Source organism: Nocardioides sp., assembly GCF_035576065.1.
Classification (GTDB): Bacteria; Actinomycetota; Actinomycetes; order Propionibacteriales; family Nocardioidaceae; genus Nocardioides.
In genome coordinates this window covers 44,861-71,128 of the sequence record NZ_DATLWX010000006.1, presented here as the reverse complement: position 1 = coordinate 71,128, position 26,268 = coordinate 44,861, and the positions used below count along the sequence as shown (strand labels likewise).

The window sequence follows — 26,268 nt, the reverse complement described above, 5'->3', positions numbered from 1 at the left end:
GAGTCCGCCGGGCCCTTCGCAGTGCGTGATCAGCTGCTGCTGTTGATCATCCCGGCACCGACGGTGATCCCGGTCGCCTCGTCGATCAGGATGAAGGATCCCGTGGTGCGGTTCTTCGAGTAGGGGTCGCAGAGCAGCGGCACGGTGGTGCGCAGCTGGACGCGGCCGATCTCGTTGAGCCCGAGCTCCTTGGTGTCCTGGTCGCGGTGCAGGCTGTTGACGTCGAGGCGGTACTGGATGTCCTTGACGAGAGCGCGAGCCGTGCGGGTGGTGTGCTTGATGGCCAGCTTCTGACGAGGTTTGAGCGGGCTGTTGGTCATCCAGCACACCATGGCATCGATGTCCTGGCTCGGCGCGGGAGCATTCTTGACGCGCGCGATCATGTCGCCGCGCGAGACGTCGACGTCGTCCTCGAGGCGCACCGTCACCGACATCGGCGGGAAGGCTTCGGTGATCTCCTGGTCGAACAGGTCGATCCCGGCAATCTTCGACGTCATGCCAGACGGGAGCACGACAACCTCGTCGCCGGGCTTCAGGACGCCGCCGGCGACCATGCCGCCGTACCCGCGGTAGTCGTGGTGCTCGTCCGACTTGGGCCGGACCACGAACTGCACCGGGAACCGGACGTCCACGAGGTCTCGGTCCGAGGCGACGTGGACGTGCTCGAGGTGGTGCATCAGCGTGGGACCGCTGTACCAGCTCATGTTCTCGGAGCGGTTGACGACGTTGTCACCGGCCAGGGCCGAGATCGGGATGACAGCCAGGTCGGGAATGTTGAGCTTGGTCGCGAACTGCGTGAACTCCCGGTGGATCTTGTCGTAGACCTCCTGGGACCAGTCGACGAGGTCCATCTTGTTGACGGCGAGCACCAGGTGCGGGACCCGCAGCAGCGACAGGATCACCGCGTGACGCCGGGACTGCTCGGTCAGGCCCTGACGGGCGTCGACCAGCACCAGGCCGAGGTCGGCGGTGGAGGCACCGGTCACCATGTTGCGGGTGTACTGCACGTGGCCGGGGGTGTCGGCGATGATGAACTTGCGGTTGGGCGTTGCGAAGTAGCGGTAGGCCACGTCGATGGTGATGCCCTGCTCCCGCTCCGAGCGCAGGCCGTCGGTCAGGAGCGCCAGGTCGGTGTAGTCGTAGCCCTTGGACACCGAGGAGGCCTCGACGGCCTCGAGCTGGTCCTCGAAGATCGACTTGGAGTCGAGCAGCAGGCGTCCGATCAGCGTCGACTTGCCGTCGTCGACGGAGCCGGCGGTGGCGAAACGGAGCAGGTCCATGTTGGTGGCGCGAGGCTCTGCGCTCTGAGTGGAGTCGCTCATCAGAAGTAGCCCTCCTTCTTGCGGTCTTCCATGGCGGCTTCGGAGAACCGGTCGTCACCACGGGTGGCGCCGCGCTCGGTGAGCTTGGCGATGGAGACCTCGTCGATGATCTCGGGGATCGTTGAGGCAGTGGACTCCACACACCCGGTGAGGGTGATGTCGCCGCAGGTGCGGAACCGAACGGTGCGCTCCTCGACGGTCTCGCCCTCACGGGTGGGGTTGAGCGGGGTCTCGCTCATCAGCATGCCGTCGCGGACGAAGACCCTGCGCTGGTGAGAGAAGTAGATGTTGGGGATCTCGATCTGCTCGCGACCGATGTAGTCCCAGACGTCGAGCTCGGTCCAGTTGGAGATCGGGAAGATCCGCATGTGCTCGCCCGCGTGGATGCGCCCGTTGTAGAGGCTCCACAGCTCGGGTCGCTGCATCTTGGGGTCCCACTGGCCGAACTCGTCTCGGTGGGAGTAGACGCGCTCCTTGGCGCGGGCCTTCTCCTCGTCGCGGCGCCCGCCACCGAAGAGGGCGGTGAAGCCGTTCTCCTCGATGGCGTCGAGCAGGGTGGCGGTCTGCATCCGGTTGCGGCTGGTCTTGCCGTCATCGATGACCACGCCGTTGGCGATGGCGTCGTCGATGCTGGCGACCACGATGCGGACACCGAGACGGTTGACCCAGTTGTCGCGGGTCTCCAGGACCTCGGGGAAGTCCAAACCGGTGTCGATCTGGAGCAGCTGGAACGGGATCTTGGCCGGGTAGAACGCCTTCTCCGCCAGCCGCAGCATGACGATGGAGTCCTTGCCGCCTGAGAACATCAGGACCGGCTTCTCGAACTCGGCGGCGACCTCACGGAAGATGTGGATCGACTCGGCCTCGAGCTGGTCGAGCTGACTCAGCTGGTAGTCGACGTGGGTGTTGGTCATGCGCAGGAGGAGCCTTTCTGGGGGACAGCAGCCCACATCGTAGCGATGGCTGGCGCGATCCCGGGCATCCGCCGATCTCGGCGGTCGGGTCGCACGCGAGGGCGTGATTTGGACAACACACATCGCGGGCGTTTCCATGGGCATATGACGACGACTTCCAGCGACCAGGTGAGCTCCACCGCACGGCACATCGAGGCGACCGAGGCCTACGCAGCGCACAACTATCACCCGCTGCCGGTGGTGCTCACCTCCGGTGAGGGAGCCTGGGTCACCGACGTCGACGGCAAGCGCTACCTCGACTGCCTGGCCGGCTACTCCGCGCTCAACTTCGGGCACAGCAATCCCCGCCTCGTGGCGCGCGCCACCGAGCAGCTGTCGCGCCTGACGCTGACCAGCCGCGCCTTCTACAACGACCAGCTCGGTGACTTCGCCCGAGCCCTGTCCCGGCTGACGGGCAAGGACATGATCCTGCCGATGAACTCCGGGGCCGAGGCGGTCGAGACCGCCATCAAGGTCTCCCGCCGCTGGGGCTACGAGGTCAAGGGAGTGCCCGCCGACTCGGCCACGATCATCACCATGCGTGGCAACTTCCACGGTCGGACGACCACGATCGTGAGCTTCTCCGACGACGCGGTGGCCACCACCGGCTACGCCCCATTCACCGGCGGGTTCCGCTCCGCGGCGTACGGCGACATCGACGCCATCGCCGCCCAGATCGACGACTCCGTGGTCGGTGTCCTGTTCGAGCCCGTGCAGGGAGAGGGCGGCGTCGTGCTCCCGCCCGAGGGCTTCCTGCGCGACCTCCGCGCCCTGTGCACCGAGCGCGGGATCCTGATGATCGCCGACGAGATCCAGTCCGGCCTGGCCCGGACCGGTGAGACCTTCGCGTGCGACCACGAGTCGGTCGTTCCCGACATCTACATCCTGGGCAAGGCACTCGGTGGCGGTCTCTACCCGGTCTCGGCGATCGCCGCCAACCGCGACGTGCTCGGCGTGATCACCCCCGGCAGCCACGGCTCGACCTTCGGCGGCAACCCCCTCGCGGCCGCGATCGGGGCCGAGGTCGTCGCGATGCTCGAGGAGGGCACCTTCCAGCAGCGTTCCCGCGAGATCGGCGAACGGCTGGAGGTGGGTCTGCGAGCCCTCATCGGCAAGGGCCTGGTCGGTGTGCGTGTGCGCGGCGCGTGGGCCGGGGTCGACGTCGACCCGGCGCTGATGAGCGGACGGCAGGTCAGCGAGGCCCTGATGGCGCGCGGAGTGCTCGCCAAGGACACCCACGGCTCCACCGTGCGCTTCGCGCCGCCGCTGGTCGCGAGCGACGACGACGTCGACGTGCTCATCTCGGCCCTGGCCGACGCGTTGGAGCAGGGTGCCTGAGCCATGGGTGACCCGCTGCTGATCACCGTCGCGCCGACCGGCGCCGAGACGGCCAAGTCCGACTGTCCGCAGCTCCCGACCACGCCCGAGGAGCTGGCCGCCACCGCCGCCGAGTGCGAAGCCGCCGGCGCGGCGATGATCCACATCCACGTGCGCGACGCCGAGCACCGACCGACCCTGGACCAGGGCATGCTGCGCGAATGGGTGGCGGCTGTGCGGTCGTCCTCATCCCTCGTGGTCCAGCTCTCCACCGGCGGGTCGGTGCACGACCCGTTGGAGGAGCGCCTCAAGGTGCTCGACGCAGCGCCGGACTCCTGCAGCCTGACGATGGGGACGACCAACTTCGGCGACGACGTCTTCCTCAACCCGTGGCCGTTCGTGGCCGAGCTCTACCAGCTCGCCCAATCAACGGGCATCGCCCCGGAGTTCGAGCTCTTCGACCTCGGGCACGTCCACTCGCTGGGTCGGCTCCTCGCGAAGTACGGCCCCCCCGCGGGCGGCAAGGTCCACGTCGACTTCGTCATGGGGGTGCCCGGCGGGATGCCCGGTACGGCGCCTGCGCTGGTCGCCGGCGTCGCAGCCCTGCCTCCCGGCGTGACGTCGTGGTCGGCCACCGGGATCGGCCGGTCCACCCTGTCGGTGGCGATGGCGTCGCTGTCGATGGGTGGTCACCTGCGCGTCGGCATGGAGGACGTGCTGACCATCAGCCGCGGTGTGCCGGTGGAGTCCAACGCCCAGCTCGTGTCGAGGGCAGTCGAGCTGGGGCGCCTCGCTCAGCGGACGCCGATGACGCCCGCCGAGTGCCGCACCCTGCTCGGGCTGGGCTGACCGGCGTCGCTGCTCAGCGGCCCGGGCCGAGGGAGGGCCCGAGCGAAGTGAACTGACGTAAAGTCAGCTCGCCGGGGGCGGTGGTATGTCTGGGCACACGGACCGCCAGCAGCTCGGCTACTTGTCGGTGCGCTTCATCCCGACGAGGCCCGGCTTGTAGTCGGGGTCCTCGAGCTGGGCGATGGTGGGGGAGCCGAACATCGGCAACCCCTCCGACTTGCGGATGAAGCCCCACACGATGGGCAGGACGACAAGCACGAAGACGCCCACGCCCGCGATGAGCATCGGGTAGGTCTCGTCCTCGCCGGCACCGAGCGGCGCCCAGCCGGCCTTGTCGAGCAGTGCGACCCCGCTCATGGTGAGCACGACGACGATGCCCCGGCGGATGATCGACTGCGGGACCCGCGGGGCGATCTTGGCGCCGATCAGGGTGCCGGGGACCGAGCCGATCACCAGTGGGATGAGGATCCCCCAGTCGAGGCCGTGGAGCGCGATGTTGGAGAGTGCTGCGGCGAGCACGAGGGGGACAGCCTGGACGAGGTCGGTGCCGACGAGCTTCACGGCGACGAGCCCGGGATAGAGCATCAACAGGGCGATCATGATCACCGAGCCCGACCCGACGCTGGTGATCCCGACCAGCAGGCCGCCCAGGGCGCCGACCAGCACGGTCGGCACGGGCCGGACGGGCGGGTCGTCGTCGGCCACGGGCCCACCGCCCCGCACTCGCTTGAGGTTGATGTAGAGCCTCAGGGCGTAGGTCGCGGCCGCGAAGAGCAGGGCGAAGCCGATGCAGAGCTTGAGGGTGTCGTCGAGCTCCTCAGGATCGGTGAACCACGAGACGAGGTAGGGCCCGAGCAGGGCCATCGGCACCGAGCCGACGATCAGCCACTTGGCCATCTGCATGTTGGGGGAGCCCTCGCGACGGTGCACGATCGCGCCGCCGGTCTTGTACACGGCGGCCGCGGTCAGGTCGGCCGTGACGACCGTCGCCGTCTCGCCGACGCCGAGGAAGATGAGGGCCGGCGTCATCAGCGCCCCACCGCCCATGCCGGTCAGTCCGACGACGATCCCGACGAAGAACCCGGCCGCCAGGATCGACAGGGCCGTCATGGTGATCAGGTCAGCCATCAGTTCTCCTCGCCCAGCGCTGCGACAATCACACTCAACATTGTCGACATCTTGCCCGCTGCTGCCCTGGCGGCGGCATTCCCGCGCCGGTAGGGGTCATCGATGTCGTCCTCGGGCAGGGGTGGGGTACGCCCCTTGCCGGCAGCCTCGATCAGCCCCCGGCCCTTCAGCGCAGGCTCAGCCTGGGCGACCCGCGCGAACTGGCCCAGGGTGAAGACCTTGCGCAACGCGTGCGGGTGCTCCTCCATCACGAACGACCGGTGGGAGCTCTCCGCCGTGAGGATCAGGTCGGCCCAGTCGACGAGGTCTCGGCTCATGGCCTGGCTGCGGAACTCGGGGTCGCTCGTCTTCAGAGTGACGGTCATCTCCGGGTTCATCGGCTGGTCGACCAAGCCGTGGGTGCCGGTGCTGGCGAAGGTGATCCGTGCCTCGCCGGCCAGCGCACGGGCGGTCTGCTCCATGTAGGGGGAGCGGCAGATGTTGGCGGTGCAGACGAACAGGACGTTGAGGGGCGCGTCCGTGGTGCCGGGTGCCGGCTCGGGTGTCGGCTCCAGCTGACTGTCGACCTCGGGGGAGGAGACAGAGGCGCGCAGGTCGAGATGACCTCGCTCCGCCAACACCTCGACCACGTCGCCGAGGGCAGCCTCGATGGACCGGCCCGTCGTGTCGACGCGGACGTCAGCGTCATTCGGTTCCTCGTACGGCGACGAGATGCCGGTGAACTCCGGGATCTCGCCACGGCGGGCCTTGGCATACAGGCCCTTGCGGTCACGTCGCTCGCACTCCTCGAGCGGCGTGGCAACGTGCACGAGGAAGAAGGCCCCGCCGGCCGACTCCACCATCGCCCGCACGTCGGCCCGCGTCTCGGCAAATGGCGCGATCGGGCTGCACACGGCCAGGCCACCGTGGCGGGAGATCTCGGCCGCCACCCAGCCGATGCGGCGGATGTTGGTCTCGCGGTCCTCCTTGGAGAAGGTGAGTCCGGCCGACAGCTGGCGGCGTACGACATCTCCGTCGAGGCTGGTGACGCTCCGCACCCCCTGCTCGAGCACGCGGTCGGTCAGGGCGCGGGCGAGGGTGGACTTCCCGCTGCCGGACAGCCCGGTGAAGAACAGCACGAGGCCCTGCTCGTCGGGGGCGGGCTCGTCCTGGTCGACGATCTCCGCGACGGCGTCGGGGTAGGTGCCCTCGGTGTCCGCAGTTCCTGGCAGGGCGTGCACCGGGTCGACGTCGGCGTAGTTGGCGAGCACCTGCAGCCCCAGCGCGTGATCGGCGTCGGGGTCTCCGTGCGCGGCGAGGGGTACGGCGACCACCACTGCGTCAGGGAGCAGGTCGGCCGCCGCCAGGGTGGCCCGGACCAGCGCGACCGGTGACAGGACGGGGGTGCCGTGTCCGGCGAGCGCGACCAGGACGACGGGTCCCAGGCGGCGTACCTCATCCAGGTCGGCGGAGGTCAGCGCGTCGGTGACCGGCACCAGGGTGCGGCCGGCGTAGCGCTCGCGCACCTGCTGGGGGCTGAGGTGGAGGCGGCGGAAGGGCCCGAACTGCGCGTGCGTCAGGCTGGTGACGGCTCCGCTGCGCGGGGCGAGCACGGCGAGGGGCAGCCCTTCGGGGTCGACCAGCTCGACCTCGTCCAGGTCCGCGAGTGCGTCGGGGAGCTGGATCGTCACGACGCTGCCAGGCTCGTTGAAAGCGGTCAGGGGCAGCAGCGCCCCGGTGCTCAAGAGCTCGAGGTCGTCGAGCTCGCGGGGGCTGGGACAGTGTTGGGCTGGGGACACGCCCCCATCCTGTCAGGGCAGATCCCTTAACCTGCAGCCATGTCGAGTCCAGTGGTGGTGGCAGAGATCGTGCGCTCCGGCTTCGTGGAGGGCCACCACTACGGATCGGTGGTGGCGCTCGACGCGACCGGCGAGGTCGACTGGTCGGTCGGCGTGGTGGACCAGCCGATGCTGCCGCGCTCGTGCAACAAGCCGATCCAGGCCCTGGCCATGGTGAGGGCAGGACTCTCGCTGCCGCCCGAGCTGTTGGCGCTGGCCTGCGCGTCGCACTCCGGCGAGACCTTCCACGTCGACGGAGCCCGCCGCATCCTCGAGTCGGCCGGGCTGACGGAGGCGGCTCTGCAGACGCCGCCGGACTATCCCCTCGACGACGCGGCTCGCGAAGCGGTGATCCGTGCGGGAGGCGACAAGAGCTCGATCCTGATGAACTGCTCGGGCAAGCACGCGGCGATGCTGGCGACCTGCGTGGTCAACGACTGGTCCATCGACGACTACCTCGACCCCGCCCACCCGCTGCAGCAGGCGATCGCGACGACCTTCGCCGAGCTCACCGGTGAACCGGTCGACACCGTCGCCGTCGACGGGTGCGGTGCGCCCCTGCTCTCCACCTCCCTGATCGGGCTCGCGCGCGCTTTCGGTGCACTGGCGGTCGCGTCGAGCGGGCCGGAGCGGCTGGTCGCCGACGCGATCCGCAACCACCCTGCACATGTCTCCGGGACGACCCGCGACGAGCTCACCCTGCTCACGGCCCTCCCTGGCTCCATCGGCAAGGCCGGGGCCGAGTCCTGCTACGCGCTTGCGCTGCCAGACGGCCGGGCGTTCGCGCTGAAGACGGACGACGGGGCGCCGCGCGTCCGGCCCGTGCTGATGGCCGCGGCGCTCGAGCGCTCCGGGGTCCTCGACGACGAGGCTGTCGACGCTGATGCCGTACGCCGCACGGGGACTCTCGTCCTCCTCGGTGGTGGCCGTCCGGTCGGGGAGATCCGCGCCTGCTTCTGACGGTGTGGTCGGCATCACGCTAACTGAGTTTGCATTTTGCTAACAACTGTTAGCACTATGGAGACATGGCCAAGGGCAACAAGGACGGGAAGACCGTCGTCGAGTCGCTCGGCAACTTCCTCAGGGAGCAGCGACTCGCGTCGCGGCTGTCCCTGCGGCAGCTCGCCGAGCAGGTCGGCGTCAGCAATCCCTACCTCAGCCAGATCGAACGTGGTCTGCGCCGCCCTTCAGCAGAAGTCCTCAACCAGATCGCCAAGGCGCTGCGCATCTCGGCCGAGCAGCTCTACATCCAGGCCGGGATCGTCAGTCCCGAGGTGCACGGCGTCACGGTCGAGCTGGCGATCCTCGCCGACACCGGGCTCACCGAGCGTCAGAAGCAGTCACTGCTGGACGTGTATTCGTCCTTCCTCGCACTCAATGCGGGCGAGGGGCATGACCCATCACCCCTTCACAAGGAGTAACGACATGGCTACCACCAAGACCCGCACCAAGTTCGACATCAGGACCGAGGCCCGCAAGCCCCTCTACGCCGGCGTCGGCGTGACCGACCTCGCCGTGGAGATCGTGCGCGACCTCGTCACCGAGACCCAGACCCGCCTCACGAGCGTCCAGAAGACGGCCACCAACCCCAAAGCCCTGCGCGAGCAGGCCGTGACCGTCGTCGGCTCCCGCGTCGACGCCCTCGCCAAGGACGCCAAGTCCTACCGCGCGGCCATCGAGGCCCGCGTCGCCGAGCTGCAGACCGAGGCCAAGGGCTACCCGGCCCGGGTCACGAGCCTGGTCGACGAGAACGTCAACTACGCCGCCGACGCGTTCACCGACCTCGTGGAGCGCGGCGAGTCCCTCGTCGGGCGCATCCGCCGCCAGAAGTCGACCAAGGACACCGTGACCTCGGCCAAGACGACCGTGGCGAAGGCCAAGACCACCAACACGCAGGCACGCAAGACGTCGGCCGCCGCCACCAAGACGGCCAAGACCGCTGTCAAGAAGGCCGCCGACACCGCCAAGAAGACCAACACCAAGCCGGCGACCAAGAAGGCTGCGGCGGCCAAGTCGTCCGCGAAGGCGACCGTCACGACGGCCAAGGACACGGCCGAGAACGCCGTCAAGGCCGTCAGCGACGCCGCCCAGAAGATCGGCGACTGACGCACCCCGGACAGCGCCGCTGTTCGACCGCTCCACCGAGGCCCCCGGCATTGCCGGGGGCCTCGGCCTGTCCGGGGTCAGCGGGGGCTGGTGACCTCGGCCAGGGCGGGTCGCGTGTCGGCGACGTAGACCAGGGCCGCGATGAGGAAGGCCAGGCTGATCAGGTTGATGGGATCGGCTCTCATCATCATGACCTGCGCGACGAAGCCCAGTCCCAGCCCGATCCCCCAGCCGACCTTGTTGCCACGGCTGGCGGCTGGATAGGCCTCGGCCGGGAAGGACACGGCGCTGATGAAGGCGAACCCCTTGACCGCCAGCATCGCCAGGATCGCCAGGAGGTAGGCATAGCCCTCGAGCTGGAAGAAGGTCACCACTCCACCCTACGTCCGAGGGGGTCGCATAGGGTGAGACGTCATTCAGCAACGGGACGGGGCACGTATGTCGACGGAGTCGGAAGACCGGCCGTGGGGTTCATGGCACGTCATTGACGAGGGCGACGGCTACAAGGTCAAGCGCATCCACGTCAATCCCGGGCAGCGGTTGTCCTACCAGACGCACGAGCACCGCTCCGAGCACTGGGTCGTCATCGCTGGTACGGCGACCTGCGTGATCGACGGCGAGACCACCGTCGCCGAGTCGGGCTACTCGGTCGACATCGCCCAGGGCGCTGCCCATCGCATCACGAACATGCACGACGACGAGCTCGTCATCATTGAGGTCCAGCGCGGCTCCTACACCGGCGAGGACGACATCTGCCGACTCGAGGACGACTACGGCCGTAGCGGCTGACGCGTCGCGTGCTCCAGGATTGACCGCGCGGGGCCGCGGCAGGGCAGCGGTGGGGCAGCGGTGGGCAGCGGTGGCGGACGTCCGACGATGCGGCTGCTGGGGGAGCCACTGTGTCGGACGTTGTGGCGGGTGTCCGACGATGCGGCTGCCGGGGCGCCACGGTGTCGGACGTCGTCTCCGACGACCGCGGTGCCTGCGCCGGGGGTCCGGGCCGTCAGTCAGTCAGCTGCGAGGTAGCGGTCGAGGGCGCTGAGGGCGTCCTCCGGCTCGAACCCGGTGGCGCGGATCTTCGTCATCGACATGCCCGACTTCAGCGGCCGGGGGGCGAAGGGGCTGCCCTTGTCGAGCACGCCTGCGGCGTACTCCGCAGTCGTCGTCTCCGAGACGTCGGCGGCCGACCGCCCGGAGCGGGTGAAGACCTCGCGCGCGATCTCGGCCCAGGACATCACCGGTCCGGCGTTGGACACGTTGTAGACGCCGAAGGGGGCGCCGGTGTCGATGAGGTGCTTGGTGGCGCGGGAGAGCTCGGAGGCGAAGGTCAGTCGGCCGACCTGGTCGGAGACGACGCTCGGCGAGACGCCGTTGGCTGCCAGGGAAGCCATCGTGCGGACGAAGTTCTTGCCCTCCCCGATCACCCACGAGGTGCGGACGACGTAGTGCCGGGGCGCCGTGCCCGCGGCAATGTCGCCGGCGGCCTTCGACTGGGCGTAGACGCCCAGCGGGGAGAGGGGCTCGTCCTCGGTGTGCTCCTCGGCGGTGCCGTCGAAGACGTATTCGGACGAGTAGTGCACCAGCGTGGCGCCGTGCTCGCGAGCCATACGGGCGAGGGTGGCGGGAGCGGTCGCGTTGGCCGCCCAGGACGTGCGTCGGCCGTCAGCGGTCTCCGCCACGTCGACGGCCGTGTAGGCGGCGGCGTTGAGCACCACGGCGTAGTCGTGCCAGGGCAGGGCGGCCACGGCCGCCTCGTCGGTGAGGTCGAGCGCGGTGACGCCCTCGCCCTCGACGATGTCCACGAGGTCGGAGCCGGGGAAGTCTGCCTGCAGCGCCCGCCCGACCTGACCCAGCGCACCGACGATGAGCGCCTTCTTCGGCGCGATCGCCGTCGTCGGGTCGAGGGTCGGGTTGTGCTGGTCCTTGTCGCTGATGATCGCCTCGGACAGCGGGATCGGCCAGTCGATCGCGACAGTCGGGTCGTCGAGGGACAGCGCCGGGTAGACGATGCCTGGACGCCAGTGCTGGTTGACGAGATAGGTGTATGCCGTCGCGTCCTCGAGCACCTGATAGCTGTTGCCGACACCGCGCGGGACGAAGACGGCCACCGAGGTGTCCATCTCCAGGGTGAAGGTCGCGCCGAAGGTCTCGCCCTGCCGCATGTCGACCCACGCGCCGAAGATCCGCCCCGTCGCCAGCGAGACGAACTTGTCCCACGGCTCGGTGTGGATCCCGCGGGTCACGCCGCGGTCGGAATTGAAGGAGACGTTGTTCTGCACCGGGCCGAAGTCGGGCAGGCCGATGTCGACCATCTTCTGGCGCTGCCAGTTCTCCTTGAAGAACCCGCGCGAGTCGTCGCGACGATCGAGCCGGACGACGACCAGGCCGGGGATCAGGGTGGTCTCGAGGGAGGGCAGGGTGCTCACTACTGGCCCTTCTGGGCGTAGGTCGCCTCGACCGATTCCTTCGCCGGACGCCACCAGTCGCTGTGCGTCTCGTACCACTCGATGGTGTTGGCCAAGCCGGACTCGAAGTCCTGGAACTGTGGCGACCACCCGAGCTCCTGGCGGAGCTTGCCGGACTCGATGGCGTAGCGCATGTCGTGACCGGCACGGTCGTTGACCTGGTCGAAGGCGTCCTCCGGCTGACCCATCAGCTTGAGGATGAGCTGCACGACCTCGAGGTTGTTCTTCTCGCCATCGGCACCGATGAGGTAGGTCTCCCCGATCCGGCCCTTCTCGAGGATGGTCCGCACCGCGGACGAGTGGTCCTCGGCGTGGATCCAGTCGCGCACGTTCTCGCCCGAGCCGTAGAGCTTCGGCCGGATCCCGTCGATGACGTTGGTGATCTGGCGCGGGATGAACTTCTCGATGTGCTGCCAGGGCCCGTAGTTGTTGGAGCAGTTGGAGACCGTCGCGCGTACGCCGAAGGAGCGCACCCACGCGCGGACGAGGTGGTCGGACCCGGCCTTGGACGCGGAGTAGGGCGACGACGGGTTGTAGGGCGTGTCCTCGGTGAACCGCTTCGGGTCGTCGAGCTCGAGGTCGCCGTACACCTCATCGGTGGAGACGTGGTGGAGGCGCCTGTCGTGCTTGCGGACCGCTTCGAGGATCGTGAACGTGCCCAGGATGTTGGTGCGGATGAAGGGCGATGGGTCGTTGAGCGAGTTGTCGTTGTGCGACTCGGCGGCGAAGTGGACGACCGCGTCGTGCTGCGCGACGAGCGGGTCCACGACGTCCGGCTCAGCGATGTCGCCGACGACCAGCGAGACGCGGTCCTCGGGCAGCCCGGCAAGGGCTTCCTTGCTGGCCGCGTAGGTCATCTTGTCGAGCACCGTCACCCGGGCGTCGGTCTCCCGCACCAGGTGGTGGACGAAGTTGGAGCCGATGAAGCCGGCGCCGCCGGTCACGAGAAGTCGCTGCATGGCCGCGATCCTAGAGGGCGGCTCGGGTTCAGCGGGCAGTGAGTGCCAGTCGGGGGGATTCGTCGAGGGCGTCGACGGACCAGGTCGCGGAGCCTGGCCCGGACGCACTCCATCCCTCCGGCAAGGAGTCGATCTCGAAGCCGGCGGGGAAGTGGACGGTGGCGCTCACCGACTGCGCCCGGACCATGCCCTGGGGATCAAGATCGAGGGAGTAGGTCAGCTCCTTGCCGTCGCGAACGGCGGCGGCAGGGACGTCGTACTCCAGGCGCATGGTGTGGCGCTGCTGGGGGTCGAACGCGATCGTGTGACGCACGAAGGGACGGCCGAAGTAGTTGCCCACGACGAAGTCGATCGGCGCTCCGTCGACGCTCACCGCGTCGACATCGGAGCCTCGGGGCAGGAAGTTCCCGACGGAGAGCGTGGCGTAGCGGGTGCTGTATCCCTGGCGGTAGTGCGGTCCGGCTCCGGCGTAGGGCGGGGTGTCGTTGTGGATCTCGACCTCGAGCGCGACCCGGGCGCTGCCGTCGGGCCGCAGGCGTACGTCGGAGCGCACCTGCCGCGACTGCCAGTAGTCGGTCTTGCTGGACCCGACGTTCTGGGTGAAGACACCGAGGTAGTCGTTCTCGGTCTCCGACAGGTCTCCGGTGACCGCCATCTCGCCGAGAGTCTCCTGGAACCCGTCCTCACGGAAGTAGGCGGCGAAGTGACGACCTCGGGCCGCCTCGGTGAGGATCTTCACCTTGTCGGGCAGGCCGCCGGTCTGCAGCAACCGCTCCATGAAGAGCGGGACCAGGGCGCGGTTGGCGGCCTTGCGCTCGGAGACCTCGGTGAACCGGTCGTAGCTGCCGACCAGGGTCTCGACCATGTTGTCCGCGTCGACGCGGCCGTAGCCGGGGACCTCCATCGGTCCGGTGAGCTCGGCCAGGCGTGCCAGCGCGATGACGTCGACCACGAAGAGACCGGCCATGTTGCGCCCGCGCAGGCTGCGCCAGGCGTTCAGCGTCTCCTCGCCGGCGACCGGCCACGAGGGCGGGATGGTGGCGTTGACGAGCCGCATGCGGCCGTTGTGGAACGAGTTGCCCTTGACCTTGCGCCAGTAGCGGGGTTGGAACGCGAAGGTGTTGGACTCGGTGTCGGTCGCCTCCCCGAACTCGACGCGGCCGTCGAGCACGGTGATCGGGGTCAGCGTCAGCGGCGCGCCTCCGGAGTAGCGCAGCTCGGCCGGGTTGAGGATCGCGACGAGATACTTCCGCTCACCCTCCGCACCCAGGATGGTCGGCAGCTGCTCCACCAGGGGCATCGTCGCGGTGAGGCTGTCGTGGATCGGGATCACCTGGGCCAGGGCCTCGTCGCGAGCGGTGTCGAGACGGGCCGCACCGGGCCCGGTCGCCTCGATGTCCTCCAGCGAGGAGCGTGCGTCCGCCAGCTCCTGGTGGGCCTCGGTGGTGTTGGCGACCAGCCTGCGCAGGGTGGGGATGTCCACCTCGCCGTTGGTGAAGAAGGTGGAGTCGGCCCCGGTGATCTCGGGGTAGGTCTCGGCGCCGAGCTCGGCCACCGTGGTCACGGCGTCGAGGGCGTTGCCCAGGTGGCGTACGTCGCGGACGCTCGTCCCGACCACGGGCAGCCACTGACCGAGAAGTCCGAGCGGTCCCTGCACGCCGACCTGCACCGTGTCGACGTGGTCGCGGGCGCGGGCGACCGCGGCATCGGCGGCCTCCTCCTCCCCGGACTCGATCGCAGTCCTGGCCGCGGTCAGCTCCTCCCGGGCGCCGTCCGCGGCGCCGGGGACCCGCGCCACCGAGACGCCCAGCGCGACGACACCGGTCGCCGCGGCCAGGAGCACGATGGGCTTGCGGAGCCGGGACAGGGTGGACACAGCGTTCATCCTCGCAGGGAGGAGGTGGCCGTGACCTCGAAAGACGGGGAGTCGGCCACCCCTGGGCCGCCCCGGGCGATCGCGCCGTCACCGGCCCGGGCCATAGGGTGCCTGCATGCGGGGAATCATTCTGGCCGGCGGCACGGGGTCGCGACTCCACCCGATCACCCAGGGGATCAGCAAACAGCTGGTGCCCGTCTACGACAAGCCGATGATCTACTACCCGCTGTCGACGCTGATGCTCGCGGGGATCCGGGACGTCCTGATCATCACCACGCCGCACGAGGCCGAAGGCTTCCACCGGTTGCTGGGTGACGGGTCGCAGTTCGGCATCAGCATCACGTTCGCCGTACAACCCAGTCCCGACGGGCTGGCCCAGGCGTTCATCATCGGCGCGGACCACGTCGGCGGCGACACCGCCGGGCTCGTGCTGGGCGACAACATCTTCTACGGCACCGGACTCGGCACCCGGCTGCGACGCTTCGAGAACCTCGAGGGCGCCGCGGTCTTCGGCTACCACGTGGCGGACCCCACCGCCTACGGCGTGGTCGAGTTCGACGACGCGGGCCAGGCGCTGTCGCTGGAGGAGAAGCCGACCCACCCCAAGAGCCACTTCGCCGTGCCGGGGCTCTACTTCTACGACAACGACGTGATCGGCTACGCCAAGGACCTGCAGCCCTCGGCGCGCGGCGAGCTCGAGATCACCGACCTCAACCGGATCTACCTCGAGCAGGGCCGTCTCCAGGTCGAGGTGCTGCCCCGCGGCACGGCCTGGCTCGACACCGGCACCTTCGACTCCCTCAACGACGCCAGCAACTTCGTGCGCACCATCGAGGGTCGCCAGGGCTTCAAGATCGGCGCACCAGAAGAGGTCGCCTGGCGGATGGGGTTCCTCTCCGACGCCGAGCTGGTCGAACGCGCCGAGCCGCTCGTCAAGAGCGGGTACGGCGCCTACCTGCTCGACCTGCTGGCGGAGCAGGCGGGGGAGTAGGTCTGTCTCGCCTGATCCCCCGGGTAGCCGGGGGAGTCGGGGGAGTCGAACGTTCCCGCGTGTTGCAACACATGTGAAGGTGACGGAAACCGCGGGAAGTCAGGCTCCGGCTGGCAGATCGGCGGCGACCATCCGGGCGACGACCTCCTCGAAGGCCACCGTCGGCGACCAGCCCAGCACGTCGCGGGCGAGGGCCGCGTCGCCGACCAGCTCGCCTGCGTCCGCGGGCCGCAGCAGCGCCGCGTCCTGTCGGACGAACCCCTCCCAGTCCTCGACGCCTGCCGCCGCGAAAGCTGCTGCGACGAACTCACGGACGGTGTGACTGACGCCGGTGGCGATGACGTAGTCGTCGGGCTCGTCGGTGCGGGCCGCCCGGACCATCGCGTCGACGTAGTCGGGTGCCCAGCCCCAGTCGCGTCGGGCGTCGAGGTTGCCGAGCACCAGCTCGCTCGCGCGCCCCTGGGCGATGGCCGCCACCCCCGCGGTGATCTTGCGGGTGACGAAGCGCGTCGGTCGACGCGGCGACTCGTGGTTGTAGAGGATCAGGCTCGAGGCATGGAGCCCGCGTCGGCGCTGGACGGCGACCGACAGGTGGGCGTAGGCCTTCGCTGCGCCGTACGGGTTGAGCGGGCGGACCGGTGTCCTCTCGGTCTGGGGCATCTGGTCGGGCTCACCGAATATCTCGGCGCTCGAGGCCTGGACGACGCGGACGTGGTCCCCGACCTGCCGCGCGGACTCGAGGAGGGCGACTGCCGCGTGGCCGTTGACCCGGCTGACGACGTCGGGCTCGGCCCACGACTGGGCCACCGAGCTGATCGCGGCCAGGTTGTAGACCTCGTCGGGGGCGAGGTCCAGGACGAGCCGACGCGTCGCCGCGACGTCGGCCAGGTCGCCGACGTGCAGGGTCACCTCGGGCGGGCAGTACGGCGGCTGGGCCTCGTCGTGCAGCACGAGCGCGTGCACGTCCGTGCCCTCGGCGAGCAGTCGCTCGGCGAGGTAACTGCCGTCCTGGCCGCCGATCCCCGTGACGAGAGCCCTGCGGCTGGAACTGGTCACGAGGTGCTCACCAGCCGGCCTTCAGCGCCGCGAGGTCGGCGTCGACCATCATGGTGACGAGCTCCTCGAAGGTGATCTTCGGCTTCCACCCCAGCACCTCGCGCGCCTTGGTCGAGTCGCCGATCAGCAGGTCGACCTCCGCGGGACGCATGAAGCTCGGGTCCTGGCGGACGTACCGGGACCAGTCGGTGATCCCCACGTGGTTGAAGGCGACGTCGAGGAGCTCCTCGATCGAGTGGGTCTCGCCGGTGGAGATGACGTAGTCGCCGCCCTCGGGCTGCTGCAGCATCAGCCACATCGCCTCCACGTAGTCACCGGCGAAGCCCCAGTCGCGGCGGGCGTCGAGGTTGCCCATGACGAGCTCGTGCTGCTGCCCGAGCTTGATGGCGGCGACGGCCTTGCTGACCTTGCGGGTCACGAACTCCTCGCCCCGACGCGGCGACTCGTGGTTGAACAGGATGCCGGAGCTGGCGTGCATGCCGTAGGACTCGCGGTAGTTGATGGTCATGTGGTGGCCGTAGACCTTGCTGACGCCGTACGGCGAACGCGGCCACAACAAGGTCTGCTCGTTCTGCGGGACCTGCTGGGCCTTCCCGAACATCTCCGAGCTCGACGCCTGGTAGAACCGCACGGCCGACGGGTCGTCACCGGCCTGCAGGCGGACCGCCTCGAGCATGTTGAGCACGCCGATGGCGGTCACGTCACTGGTGATGAAGGCGTTCTCCCAGGAGTAGGCCACGAAGCTGACGGCGCCCAGGTTGTAGACCTCGTCGGGCTGGCTGTCGCGCAGCGCCCGCATCAGGCTGGACAGGTCGGTGAGGTCTCCGTTGTGGAGCCGGACGTCAGGGACCAGCGTCTCCACGAGCGCGCGGCGGGGGTTGTTCTGGCCGCGGATGACGCCATGGACCTCGTACCCCTTCGCCAGCAGCATCTCGGCGAGGTAGAGACCGTCCTGGCCGGTGATGCCGGTGATGAGTGCGGTCGGCCTCGCAGTTGACATGGTGCTCAGTGTGACAGCGTCCGCTCGGTAGGCTGCTGGCCATGAAGATCCTCGTCAGCGGTGGCGCCGGCTACATCGGCTCGCACACCGTGATCCAGCTCGTCCAGGCCGGCCACGACGTGGTGATCGTCGACAACTTCAGCAACTCCCAGCCCACTGTGGTGGCGCGTCTCGAGGCCCTGACCGGCACCCCCCTGCCGGTGCACGCCTTCGACCTGAGGGACTACGACAAGACCGAGCACCTCTTCGCCGCCGAGGACTTCGACGCCGTCATCCACTTCGCCGGCTACAAGGCAGTGGGCGAGAGCGTCGCCAAGCCGCTGGACTACTACGAGAACAACCTCGGCTCCACCTTCTCCCTCGTCCGGGCCATGCAGCGCTACGACGTCAAGAAGCTCGTCTTCTCCTCCAGCGCGACCGTCTACGGCACCGACCAGGTTGCGGCCACCGAGGACCGGCGCACCTACGCGACCAACCCCTACGGCTGGACCAAGGTCATGCAGGAGCAGATCCTCACCGACGTCGCCATGGCCGCGCCCGACCTGCGGTTCGCCCTGTTGCGCTACTTCAACCCCGTGGGTGCGCACGTCTCCGGCACGATCGGCGAGGACCCCTCGGAGACCCCCAACAACCTCATGCCCTACCTCGCGCAGGTCGCGGTCGGTCGCCTCGAGAAGCTGCGCGTCTTCGGCGACGACTACGACACTCCCGACGGCACCGGCGTCCGCGACTACATCCACGTCGAGGACCTCGCCGCGGGCCACATCGCCGCTCTCGAGGCGCTCGAGAAGACCGACAAGCCCGTCAACGTCTGGAACCTCGGGTCAGGTCGCGGCACCAGTGTCCTGGAGCTGCTGAAGGCCTTCGAGACGGCGGTCGGCCGAGCCATTCCCTACGAGATCGTCCCGCGTCGCGCCGGCGACGTCGCCTCGTCGTACGCCGACCCGTCCCGCGCCAACGCCGAGCTCGGCTGGAGCACCACCCGGACGGTGGAGGAGATGTGCGCCGACACCTGGCGCTGGCAGTCCCAGAACCCCGAGGGATACACGAGCTGAGTCTCGATCCTGAGTGGAGGGTCGTCCGGTTGCCCCAGGCTCACGCGCATGGTCACACCGTGGGAGCTCGCAAGCCGGCTCGACGACCGAGGCGGAGTCACTCGAGTGGCAGTCCGGGGCGTGATAGGGGTAATCAAGTCTGCCAAGGACACTGCACAGAACCGGCGGCTGACCACCGTGCGATGGTCGCCAAGCGGTCCCGGGGTGAGTGGCTTCACCGGTGGCCGGAGGGCCGCGTCAGTGACAGTCGCCGGTGGGGGACGATCTCGAAGTGGGCCACCAACGGCACCGACTACGACATGTTCGATTTGCTCTGGCGGCATTACAAGCCCCAGCCAGGCGACACCGTCATCGACGTCGGTGCGGGTCACGGCGGAGAGACGTTCTTCCTGGCCGACATGGTGGGACCTGCTGGCAAGGTGCTCGCCATCGAGGCCGCCCCCAAGCCCTACGCACGCCTGGTCGAACTGATCCGAGTCAACGGCTGGTCGCAGATCGAGCCACTGCAGCTCGCCGTCTCCAACGAGGCAGGGAAGGTGATGATCTCTGACGAGGACGACTGGGTTGAGGGCAACGTCTACTCAAACAAGGGCGCACCCGTTCGGGCCGTGACATTGGACGACCTCTGCGCCGAGCGCGGAATCACTCAGGTCGACTGGATGAAGATGAACAATCGAGGGCGCCGAGAAGGACGCTGTGCGGGGCATGGAAAGGACGGCGCCGCACGTCCGCCACATGACGATCTCCTGTCACGACTTCCTCGGGACGGAGTGGGGCCGGTCCAAGGATGTCGTCGTCGAGTGGCTGACTGACCACGGTTCTCTTGTGCAGGAACGGGGCGGCAACGGGCCCGATTGGGAGCAGAGCTACATCTACGCTTCGCGTTCCTGACGACGCCGACGTGCCTGCCGCCACGAAGGTGAGGGGCGCGGTGGGCTGCCCGCGGGGCTATTAGGTTGTGCCCATGCCCCTGGACCCCCAGCTCAAGGACCTGCTCGACTTCGTCGCCCTCGCCGGCTACCCGACGATCGAGGCGGGGACTCCCGAGGAGGGGCGCAAGGCGATGCGGGCGATGTCGGTCGACCTCGTCAAGCCCGAGGACGTCGTGCCGGTCGGCTCCGTCTCGTCGTTGATGGTGCCCGGCGGCGCGGGCGAGCGCGCGGCTCGGCTCTACAAGCCCGAGGGCGACGGCCCAAGGGACACCCTCGTCTACCTGCACGGCGGTGGCTTCGTCGTCGGCGACCTCGACACCCACGACCAGACGTGTCGACGGTTGTGTCGCGATGCGGACCTCGCGGTGCTCAGCGTCGACTACCGGCTCGCACCCGAGCACCCCTTCCCGGCAGGGTTGGACGACGCGCAGACGGCGACCGAGTGGGCGGCTGCCCACCTCGGCGACCTCGGCGGCGGCGGGCGGCTGGCGATCGGCGGAGACAGCGCAGGCGCCAACCTCTCGGCCGTGGTCGCGCAGCACCTCGGCGACGTGCTGGCCGCCCAGCTCCTCATCTATCCCGCCACCGACGGTCTCGGTGACTATCCGTCCAGGGTCGACAACGCCGAGGGCTATTTCCTCACCGTGGCGATGATGGACTGGTTCGGCAGCCACTACGTCCCGTCCGACCTCGACCTCGAGACCGAGCTCGCGCGCGTCGCGCCTCTGCACGGGGACGTGTCGGAGGTGGCGCCAGCGCTGGTCGTGACGGCCGAGTTCGACCCGCTGCGCGATGAGGGCGAGGCGTACGCCGAAGCGTTGCGCGCGGCCGGGGTGCACGTCGACGTGGTCCGCTACGACGGGATGATCCACGGCTTCTGCGACATGGTGACCCTGAGCGCCGGAGCCGCCGACGCGGTCGCGGACGTGAACGCCCGCTTCAAGGCGCTGCTGGGCTAGCGCACGTCAAGGGCGCCCAGGGCCTCGAGCACCACCCGCAGGTGAGACACCTCGTGCGTACGCAACAGGTGGGCCCCACCCAGGGCGGCGAAGACGGCGAAGAAGCCCTCGCCCTTGCGGAACTCGTCGCCGAAGAGGTCGAAGGAGTGCGGGGGCACGTTGCAGATCGGCACCCCGAGAGGGCGCAGCCGGAAGGCCTGGGTCAGCATCCGCATCTGGTGACGCGACCGGGCCAGTGGCGTCTCGAGGTTGCTGTAGTTGAAGCCGATGCCCGGGTCCACCACGATGCCGGTGACTCCCAGCTCGCGTGCTCGCTCGATCCGGGGTCCGAAGTGGTCGAGCAGCGCCGAGATGGGGTCGCCGGTCGGCGCCTCGGAGTGCTCGCGCACGTTGGCCGACGCGCCGTAGGACATGACGACCGCCGCTGAGTGCACCGATGCGAGGCCGAGCATCTCCTCCTCGTGCTCGCGACCCGTCATGTTGAGCACCCGGGCGCCCGCTTCGAGGCAGGCGCCGACCACCTCCGGGTGGTAGGTCTCGACCGACACGACCGCTGCTGCGGACAGCTGCTCGACGATCGGCACGAGGGCCGCGATCTGCGCGGCGGCCGAGACGCGGGTCTTCGTGTAGTCGCTCGACTCGGCCCCGAGGTCAAGGATCCCGGCTCCTTGCGCGGCCTGGACCCGACCGATCCGGACGGCGTGGTCGGTCGAGACGGCGATGCTCTCCCGGTAGGTCGAGTCGCGCGAGAGATTGATGCAGCCCATCAGCGTCACCGGGCCGTCGCCGATGACCACCTGGCCGGACGGCCCGTCGATGACAACGGGCTCGACCGGTGCCTGCCACTCGCCTGCGAACTCGTCCATCAGCTCGGTCAGGGCGGCCAGGGTGATCACCCGGGTCACTCTAGACAGGCAGGATGGACCCGTGACGACACCGTTGGAGCTGCACCGGCTGGCCGACCTCGACGAGGATGCGCTGCAGGCGCTCTACGAGCCACCGCGCACTCCGTGGCTGCGGGTCAACTTCGTCAGCACCCTCGACGGCGCCTCGCAGGGCGTCGACGGGCTGAGCAAGGGCATCAACAACGCGGCCGACAAACGCGTCTTCCATGCCCTGCGACGACGAGCGGACGTGCTCGTCGTCGGCGCGGGCACGTTGCGTGCTGAGGGGTACGCGCCCCCCACCCTTCCGCTGGCGATCGTGAGCCGGTCGGGTGACGTGCCGCCGACGCTGGTGGGCTCCGAGCAGGTGCACCTGGTGACGTGCTCGTCCTCCCCGGGCCTGGCGGCCGCGCGGTCCCTGCTGGGTCGGGACCGGGTGTTCGTCCTCGGTGACGACGCTGTCGAGCTCGTGGCCATGAAGACGGTGCTGGCCGAGCGCGGCTGGGTCGACCAGCTCTCCGAGGGCGGGCCGGCGTTGTTCGGGTCGATGCTGCAGTCGGGGATCGTGGACGAGCTGTGCCTCACGACCGTGCCGCGTCTGGTCGCCGGGACCGCGATCCGGATCGCGGGTGGGGTGGACGTCGACGTACGCCTGCGGCCGGGGGTCCTGCTGGAGCAGGACGGCACGCTGCTCGGGCGCTGGTTGGTCGACTGAGCCGACCGGTGAGCGCCTAGGGTCGTCCCATGACTTTCCCGACAGACACCGTCGTTGCCGTCCTGGGTGGGACCGGCCCTCAGGGCCGGGGGCTCGCACGCCGCTTCGCCCAGGCGGGGGTCACCGTCGTGCTCGGCAGCCGCACGGCCGACAAGGCGGAGAGCATCGCCGCCGAGCTGGCCGAGGCCACCGGGGCCACCGGCGGTGCGGTGACCGGCGCGAGCAATGCCGACGCGGCCGCTGCGGGGGACGTGGTCCTGGTCGTGGTGCCGTGGGACGGACACAAGGAGCTGCTCGAGTCGCTGCGCGGGCCACTCGCCGGCAAGATCGTCGTGGACTGCGTCAACCCGCTCGGCTTCGACAAGCAGGGTCCCTTCGCGCTTGCCGTCGAGGAGGGCTCGGCGACCCAACAGGCGGCCGCGATCCTGACCGAGAGCCGGGTGCTGGGCGCCTTCCACAACGTGAGCGCGGTGCTGCTGGAGGACCCGGAGGTCGAGCGGGTCGAGACCGACGTCCTGGTCCTCGGCGACGACCGTGAGGCCACCGACCTCGTCCAGTCGCTGGCGGACACGATCCCCGGAGTGCGTGGCGTGTATGGCGGCCGCATCCGCAACGCCCACCAGGTCGAGGCCTTCACCGCCAACCTCATCGCGATGAACCGCCGCTACAAGGCGCACGCCGGGGTGCGCATCACGGACGTGTGAGGGAATGTCGCCGCGTCGCCGGGTGTTGCGACCGGACGTGGCCCAGACCGTGACGACCCCCGCGAAGGCGCCGGACGACGCGCGGCGGGTGTCGCTGCTCCTGGGGCTGCTCTTCGGCCTCGCCGGCATGGGTTCGTCGTCAGCCGCGATCGCGCTGCCGCTGATGGCGCCCGACCTGGGCGTCAGCGTCGGGTCGGCCGCGTGGAGCATCAGCCTCTACGTGCTGATGCTCGCGGTGACCACAGCCGTCTATGGCCGCGTGAGCGACCTGGTCGGCGTACGCCTCCCGCTCGTCTTCGGCATCACGCTGATGACCGTCGGCGCCGTCGCTGCTGCCTTGGCGCCCACCTTCGAGGTGCTGCTGGTGGCCCGGCTCTTCCAGGGGGCGGGAGCCGCTGCGGTGCCCACCCTCGGCGTCGCCGCCCTCAGCGCGCGATATGACGGATCGGTCCGGGGCCTGGCGCTCGGCCGTCTCGCCGGCGTCGCGGCCGCAGTCAGCTGTCTCGGCCCCCTCCTCGGTGGACTCGTCGAGCACGCATTCGGCTGGCGGGCCGTGATGGCCCTGCCGGTCCTGGGCGTCCTGGTGCTGCCCTTCCTGTGGCGCGCGCTGGTGGGTGGAGGCACCGGTGCTCGCCTCGACATCATCGGTGCCGTCCTGGTGGCCGGCACCGCCGGCGGGCTCGTGCTGCTCGTGCAGTCGCCCACCAGTGGCCTGACCATCGCCACCATCGGCGCGCTCCTCCTCATCCTCGGTGCGCCGCTCGTGGCCCTCCGCGTGCGCCACCGGCCCCACGGCTTCCTCCCGATGTCCGTGATCCGCAACGGGGTGGTGGTCCGATCGGCGATCGCCTCCGCATCGGTGCCGGCTTCCTGGTTCGCGCTCCTGGTCGGCGTCCCGGCGGTGCTCGTCGGCGCCGGCTGGGAGCCGTGGGAGGTCGGTCTGTTGCTCGTGCCGAGCGCGGTCGTCGCGCTGCTGGTGCCGCGCGTGGCAGGCCCGCTCCTGGAGCGCATCGGCGCCTCCTGGTGCCTGGTGCTCGCCGGGATCGTCGCTGCCGCGACCCTGCTCCTCGCCGCGCTGGGCACCCATCTGCTGGCGCCGGTCCCGGTGGCGCTCGCGGTCGCGCTGGCCACCGTGTCCTTCGGGATCGGCCAGCCCGCGCTGATCGCGCTGGTCGGCGCAGCGGTGCCCGCCGACGTCCGTGGCGTCGCCCTGGGCATCGCCACCCTGCTCTTCCTCGTCGGTGGCAGCGTGGGCTCGGCCGTGGTGGCCGGGCTCGGAGAAGTCATCGGCATCCCGGGCAGCTTCGCCGCCCTCGCCGTGCTGCCCGCGCTCGGTCTGCTCTTCCTGGTGCCCGAGCTCCGTCGCCGACCCGCCTCGTAGGCTCATCGTCGTGAGGACGCCGTCGTACGCCGCCGGAGACTCGACGTGGAGGATCGCGGCGATCTGGAGCGCGGGCTTCGTCGCCGTGCTGTGGGTCTCGGAGATCATCGACACGGTGCTGGGCAACCGCCTCGACGTCGAAGGGATCCGGCCGAACAGTCCGGAGGGGCTGAGCGGGATCCTGGTCGCGCCGCTGCTCCACGCCGGCTTCGGCCACCTGATGGCCAACACCCTGCCGTTGTTGGTGCTCGGCTTCCTGGTGCTGCTCGCGGGGCTGCGTCAGTGGCTCGCCGTGACGGCGATCGTGTGGGTGGTCGGAGGCGTCGGCACGTGGCTCACCGGGGGAGAGGGCACGGTGCACCTCGGCGCGTCCGGGCTCGTCTTCGGCTGGCTGACGTACCTGCTCCTGCGGGGGCTGTTCACCCGCAACGCCACGGAGATCCTCGTCGGGGTCTTCGTCTTCTTCGTCTACGGCGGGGTGCTTCTCGGCGTGCTGCCCGGTCAGCCCGGTATCTCCTGGCAGGGGCACCTGTTCGGAGCGCTGGGCGGAGTGCTGGCGGCTTGGTGGCTGCCGACGCGCCGGCCTGCGGCGTACGCCCTCCGCGGCTAGGTCTCAGCCGATGGTGCCGGCGTTGTCCTTGGCGAGCGACCGGGAGATCACCATCCGCTGGATCTGGTTGGTGCCCTCGAAGATCTGCATGACCTTGGCCTCGCGCATGAACCGCTCGACCGGGAAGTCGCGGGTGTAGCCGAAGCCGCCGAGGACCTGTACGGCGTCCGTGGTGACCTTCATGGCGTTGTCGGTGGCGACCATCTTGGCGACGGAAGCCTCGCGGGAGAAGGGCAGACCGGCGTCCTTGAGGCGGGCCGCGTGCAGGGTCGTCGCGCGGGCAGACTGGATGGCTGCCTCCATGTCGGCCAGCACGAACGCCAGCCCCTGGTGCTCGATGATCGGCTTGCCGAAGGTCTCGCGTTCGCGGGCGTAGGCCACCGCGGCGTCGAGGGCTCCCTGCGCCAGTCCGGTCGCCACGGCCGCGATGCCGAGGCGCCCCGCGTCGAGACCGGCAAGGGCGATCCGGAGTCCGTCACCCTCGGCCCCGAGGAGGCGGGACGCGGGGACACGGACGTCGTCGAAGCGCATGGTCGCGGTCGCCGAGCCGGTGAGGCCCATCTTCCGCTCCGGCGGGTCAGCGGTGAGGCCCTCGGTGTCGGCCGGCACGAGGAAGCAGGAGATGCCGTTGCGGTCGTCGGAGGTGCGGGCCATCACCTTGTAGAAGTCGGCGTGGCCGCCGTGGGTGGTCCAGGCCTTGGCGCCGTTGAGGACGTAGGAGTCGCCGTCGCGCCGAGCAGTCGTCCGCATGGCTGCCGGGTCGGAGCCGGCGTGGGCCTCGGAGAGGCAGTAGGCGCCCAGCAGCGAGCCGCCGAGCATGTCCGGCAGCCACTCGGAGCGCTGCTCGTCGGTGCCGAAGCTCACCAACCCGAAGCACGAGAGGGCGTGCACCGAGACCCCGACGCCGACCGAGGACCAAACGGCGGCGATCTCCTCGAGCACCTGCAGATAGACCTCGTAGGGCTGGCCGCCACCGCCGAACTCCTCGGCGTAGGGCAGCCCTAGGAGGCCTGCGTCTCCGAGCAGCCGGAAGACGTCACGGGGGAAGGTCTCGGTGGCCTCTGCCTCGGCCGACCGGGGGAGGAGCTCCTTGGTGGCGATCTCGCGGACGAGCTTGAGCAGCTCGACGGCTTCCTCGGTCGGCAGGGTGCGGGAGGCAGTCATGCGGCGCACATTACCGGCGGTCGGC

Annotated in this window: 26 protein-coding genes; 14 read left to right on the top strand and 12 right to left on the bottom strand. The window is 69.5% G+C overall.

The window, feature by feature from the left end; all coding sequences use genetic code 11:
• Positions 1 to 29 precede the first annotated feature (29 nt).
• Together VNJ48_RS01985 and cysD are read right to left on the bottom strand one after the other, a co-directional pair.
• Positions 30 to 1,322, bottom strand: a complete 1,293-nt coding sequence (locus VNJ48_RS01985; protein ID WP_325598588.1) for a sulfate adenylyltransferase subunit 1 — start codon at positions 1,320 to 1,322, stop codon at positions 30 to 32.
• A complete protein-coding gene (cysD, locus tag VNJ48_RS01980; protein WP_325598586.1) occupies positions 1,322 to 2,236 on the bottom strand; it encodes a sulfate adenylyltransferase subunit CysD in 915 nt (304 codons plus the stop codon). Before cysD ends, VNJ48_RS01985 begins: the two co-directional genes overlap by 1 nt.
• 144 nt (positions 2,237 to 2,380) lie before the next feature.
• Here cysD and rocD point away from each other — a divergent pair, with 144 nt between their 5' ends.
• Both rocD and VNJ48_RS01970 read left to right on the top strand, forming a co-directional pair.
• Positions 2,381 to 3,613 carry an ornithine--oxo-acid transaminase gene (gene rocD, locus VNJ48_RS01975; RefSeq protein ID WP_325598584.1) on the top strand — a complete coding sequence of 411 codons (1,233 nt, stop codon included), beginning with the start codon at positions 2,381 to 2,383 and terminating at the stop codon, positions 3,611 to 3,613.
• 3 nt (positions 3,614 to 3,616) lie between these two features.
• A complete protein-coding gene (locus VNJ48_RS01970; RefSeq protein WP_325598582.1) occupies positions 3,617 to 4,441 on the top strand; it encodes a 3-keto-5-aminohexanoate cleavage protein in 825 nt (274 codons plus the stop codon).
• Between the two features lie 117 nt (positions 4,442 to 4,558).
• Here VNJ48_RS01970 and VNJ48_RS01965 read toward each other — a convergent pair whose 3' ends face one another.
• Together VNJ48_RS01965 and cysC are read right to left on the bottom strand one after the other, a co-directional pair.
• On the bottom strand, positions 4,559 to 5,569 hold the full coding sequence (locus VNJ48_RS01965; RefSeq protein WP_325598580.1) for a sulfite exporter TauE/SafE family protein: 1,011 nt from the start codon (positions 5,567 to 5,569) through the stop codon (positions 4,559 to 4,561).
• Positions 5,569 to 7,347, bottom strand: coding sequence for an adenylyl-sulfate kinase (gene cysC, locus VNJ48_RS01960; protein ID WP_325598578.1), 1,779 nt, complete (start codon positions 7,345 to 7,347; stop codon positions 5,569 to 5,571). The genes VNJ48_RS01965 and cysC overlap by 1 nt, the downstream gene beginning before the upstream one ends.
• Before the next feature lie 39 nt (positions 7,348 to 7,386).
• Here cysC and VNJ48_RS01955 point away from each other — a divergent pair, with 39 nt between their 5' ends.
• The 3 genes from VNJ48_RS01955 to VNJ48_RS01945 all read left to right on the top strand — a co-directional run bounded on the left by VNJ48_RS01955 (position 7,387) and on the right by VNJ48_RS01945 (position 9,492).
• On the top strand, positions 7,387 to 8,346 hold the full coding sequence (locus VNJ48_RS01955; protein WP_325598576.1) for an asparaginase: 960 nt from the start codon (positions 7,387 to 7,389) through the stop codon (positions 8,344 to 8,346).
• Positions 8,347 to 8,411: 65 nt separating this feature from the next.
• Positions 8,412 to 8,807, top strand: coding sequence for a helix-turn-helix transcriptional regulator (locus tag VNJ48_RS01950; protein WP_325598574.1), 396 nt, complete (start codon positions 8,412 to 8,414; stop codon positions 8,805 to 8,807).
• A 4-nt stretch (positions 8,808 to 8,811) separates the two neighbouring features.
• The gene (locus tag VNJ48_RS01945; RefSeq protein ID WP_325598572.1) at positions 8,812 to 9,492 is read left to right on the top strand and encodes a hypothetical protein; all 681 of its coding nucleotides are present in this window, start codon (positions 8,812 to 8,814) and stop codon (positions 9,490 to 9,492) included.
• A 77-nt stretch (positions 9,493 to 9,569) separates the two neighbouring features.
• On the opposite strand, the gene VNJ48_RS01940 is transcribed toward VNJ48_RS01945, so the two are convergent.
• Positions 9,570 to 9,863 carry a DUF2516 family protein gene (locus tag VNJ48_RS01940; RefSeq protein ID WP_325598570.1) on the bottom strand — a complete coding sequence of 98 codons (294 nt, stop codon included), beginning with the start codon at positions 9,861 to 9,863 and terminating at the stop codon, positions 9,570 to 9,572.
• 67 nt (positions 9,864 to 9,930) lie between these two features.
• Between VNJ48_RS01940 and VNJ48_RS01935 the strand changes: the two genes are divergently transcribed.
• Entirely contained in the window at positions 9,931 to 10,281 is a 351-nt protein-coding gene (locus tag VNJ48_RS01935; protein WP_325598568.1) for a phosphomannose isomerase type II C-terminal cupin domain, read from the top strand.
• A 218-nt stretch (positions 10,282 to 10,499) separates the two neighbouring features.
• On the opposite strand, the gene VNJ48_RS01930 is transcribed toward VNJ48_RS01935, so the two are convergent.
• Genes VNJ48_RS01930 through VNJ48_RS01920 form a run of 3 tightly spaced genes read right to left on the bottom strand, consistent with a single transcriptional unit; the run spans position 10,500 to position 14,792 of the window.
• Positions 10,500 to 11,918 carry a bifunctional dTDP-4-dehydrorhamnose 3,5-epimerase family protein/NAD(P)-dependent oxidoreductase gene (locus VNJ48_RS01930; RefSeq protein ID WP_325598566.1) on the bottom strand — a complete coding sequence of 473 codons (1,419 nt, stop codon included), beginning with the start codon at positions 11,916 to 11,918 and terminating at the stop codon, positions 10,500 to 10,502.
• Complete coding sequence (gene rfbB, locus VNJ48_RS01925; RefSeq protein ID WP_325598565.1) at positions 11,918 to 12,916, bottom strand: dTDP-glucose 4,6-dehydratase; 999 nt, start codon at positions 12,914 to 12,916, stop codon at positions 11,918 to 11,920. The genes VNJ48_RS01930 and rfbB overlap by 1 nt, the downstream gene beginning before the upstream one ends.
• A 28-nt stretch (positions 12,917 to 12,944) precedes the next feature.
• Positions 12,945 to 14,792, bottom strand: coding sequence for a DUF4012 domain-containing protein (locus VNJ48_RS01920; RefSeq protein ID WP_325598563.1), 1,848 nt, complete (start codon positions 14,790 to 14,792; stop codon positions 12,945 to 12,947).
• A gap of 115 nt (positions 14,793 to 14,907) precedes the next feature.
• Between VNJ48_RS01920 and rfbA the strand changes: the two genes are divergently transcribed.
• Entirely contained in the window at positions 14,908 to 15,783 is an 876-nt protein-coding gene (rfbA, locus tag VNJ48_RS01915) for a glucose-1-phosphate thymidylyltransferase RfbA (RefSeq protein ID WP_325598561.1), read from the top strand.
• A gap of 99 nt (positions 15,784 to 15,882) precedes the next feature.
• On the opposite strand, the gene VNJ48_RS01910 is transcribed toward rfbA, so the two are convergent.
• Complete coding sequence (locus tag VNJ48_RS01910) at positions 15,883 to 16,839, bottom strand: GDP-mannose 4,6-dehydratase (RefSeq protein WP_325598559.1); 957 nt, start codon at positions 16,837 to 16,839, stop codon at positions 15,883 to 15,885.
• Between the two features lie 7 nt (positions 16,840 to 16,846).
• Positions 16,847 to 17,839: a GDP-mannose 4,6-dehydratase gene (gene gmd / locus VNJ48_RS01905; RefSeq protein ID WP_325598557.1), complete on the bottom strand. Its 993-nt coding sequence runs from the start codon at positions 17,837 to 17,839 to the stop codon at positions 16,847 to 16,849.
• A 41-nt stretch (positions 17,840 to 17,880) separates the two neighbouring features.
• Here gmd and galE point away from each other — a divergent pair, with 41 nt between their 5' ends.
• The 3 genes from galE to VNJ48_RS01890 all read left to right on the top strand — a co-directional run bounded on the left by galE (position 17,881) and on the right by VNJ48_RS01890 (position 20,785).
• Complete coding sequence (galE, locus tag VNJ48_RS01900) at positions 17,881 to 18,894, top strand: UDP-glucose 4-epimerase GalE (protein ID WP_325598555.1); 1,014 nt, start codon at positions 17,881 to 17,883, stop codon at positions 18,892 to 18,894.
• Positions 18,895 to 19,076: 182 nt separating this feature from the next.
• Positions 19,077 to 19,706 carry an FkbM family methyltransferase gene (locus VNJ48_RS01895; protein WP_325598553.1) on the top strand — a complete coding sequence of 210 codons (630 nt, stop codon included), beginning with the start codon at positions 19,077 to 19,079 and terminating at the stop codon, positions 19,704 to 19,706.
• 152 nt (positions 19,707 to 19,858) lie between these two features.
• Positions 19,859 to 20,785, top strand: coding sequence for an alpha/beta hydrolase (locus VNJ48_RS01890; RefSeq protein WP_325598551.1), 927 nt, complete (start codon positions 19,859 to 19,861; stop codon positions 20,783 to 20,785).
• Here VNJ48_RS01890 and VNJ48_RS01885 read toward each other — a convergent pair.
• Complete coding sequence (locus tag VNJ48_RS01885) at positions 20,782 to 21,681, bottom strand: dihydropteroate synthase (RefSeq protein ID WP_325598549.1); 900 nt, start codon at positions 21,679 to 21,681, stop codon at positions 20,782 to 20,784. The genes VNJ48_RS01890 and VNJ48_RS01885 overlap by 4 nt on opposite strands.
• Positions 21,682 to 21,712: 31 nt before the next feature.
• Between VNJ48_RS01885 and VNJ48_RS01880 the strand changes: the two genes are divergently transcribed.
• The 4 genes from VNJ48_RS01880 to VNJ48_RS01865 are packed head-to-tail and all read left to right on the top strand — an operon-like array spanning position 21,713 to position 25,079.
• On the top strand, positions 21,713 to 22,384 hold the full coding sequence (locus tag VNJ48_RS01880; RefSeq protein WP_325598547.1) for a dihydrofolate reductase family protein: 672 nt from the start codon (positions 21,713 to 21,715) through the stop codon (positions 22,382 to 22,384).
• Positions 22,385 to 22,413: 29 nt separating this feature from the next.
• Entirely contained in the window at positions 22,414 to 23,088 is a 675-nt protein-coding gene (npdG, locus tag VNJ48_RS01875; protein ID WP_325598545.1) for an NADPH-dependent F420 reductase, read from the top strand.
• Between the two features lie 37 nt (positions 23,089 to 23,125).
• A complete protein-coding gene (locus tag VNJ48_RS01870) occupies positions 23,126 to 24,469 on the top strand; it encodes an MFS transporter (protein WP_325598543.1) in 1,344 nt (447 codons plus the stop codon).
• Positions 24,470 to 24,479: 10 nt separating this feature from the next.
• Positions 24,480 to 25,079 carry a rhomboid family intramembrane serine protease gene (locus VNJ48_RS01865; protein WP_325598542.1) on the top strand — a complete coding sequence of 200 codons (600 nt, stop codon included), beginning with the start codon at positions 24,480 to 24,482 and terminating at the stop codon, positions 25,077 to 25,079.
• A gap of 3 nt (positions 25,080 to 25,082) precedes the next feature.
• On the opposite strand, the gene VNJ48_RS01860 is transcribed toward VNJ48_RS01865, so the two are convergent.
• On the bottom strand, positions 25,083 to 26,243 hold the full coding sequence (locus tag VNJ48_RS01860) for an acyl-CoA dehydrogenase family protein (protein WP_325598540.1): 1,161 nt from the start codon (positions 26,241 to 26,243) through the stop codon (positions 25,083 to 25,085).
• Positions 26,244 to 26,268 lie beyond the last annotated feature (25 nt).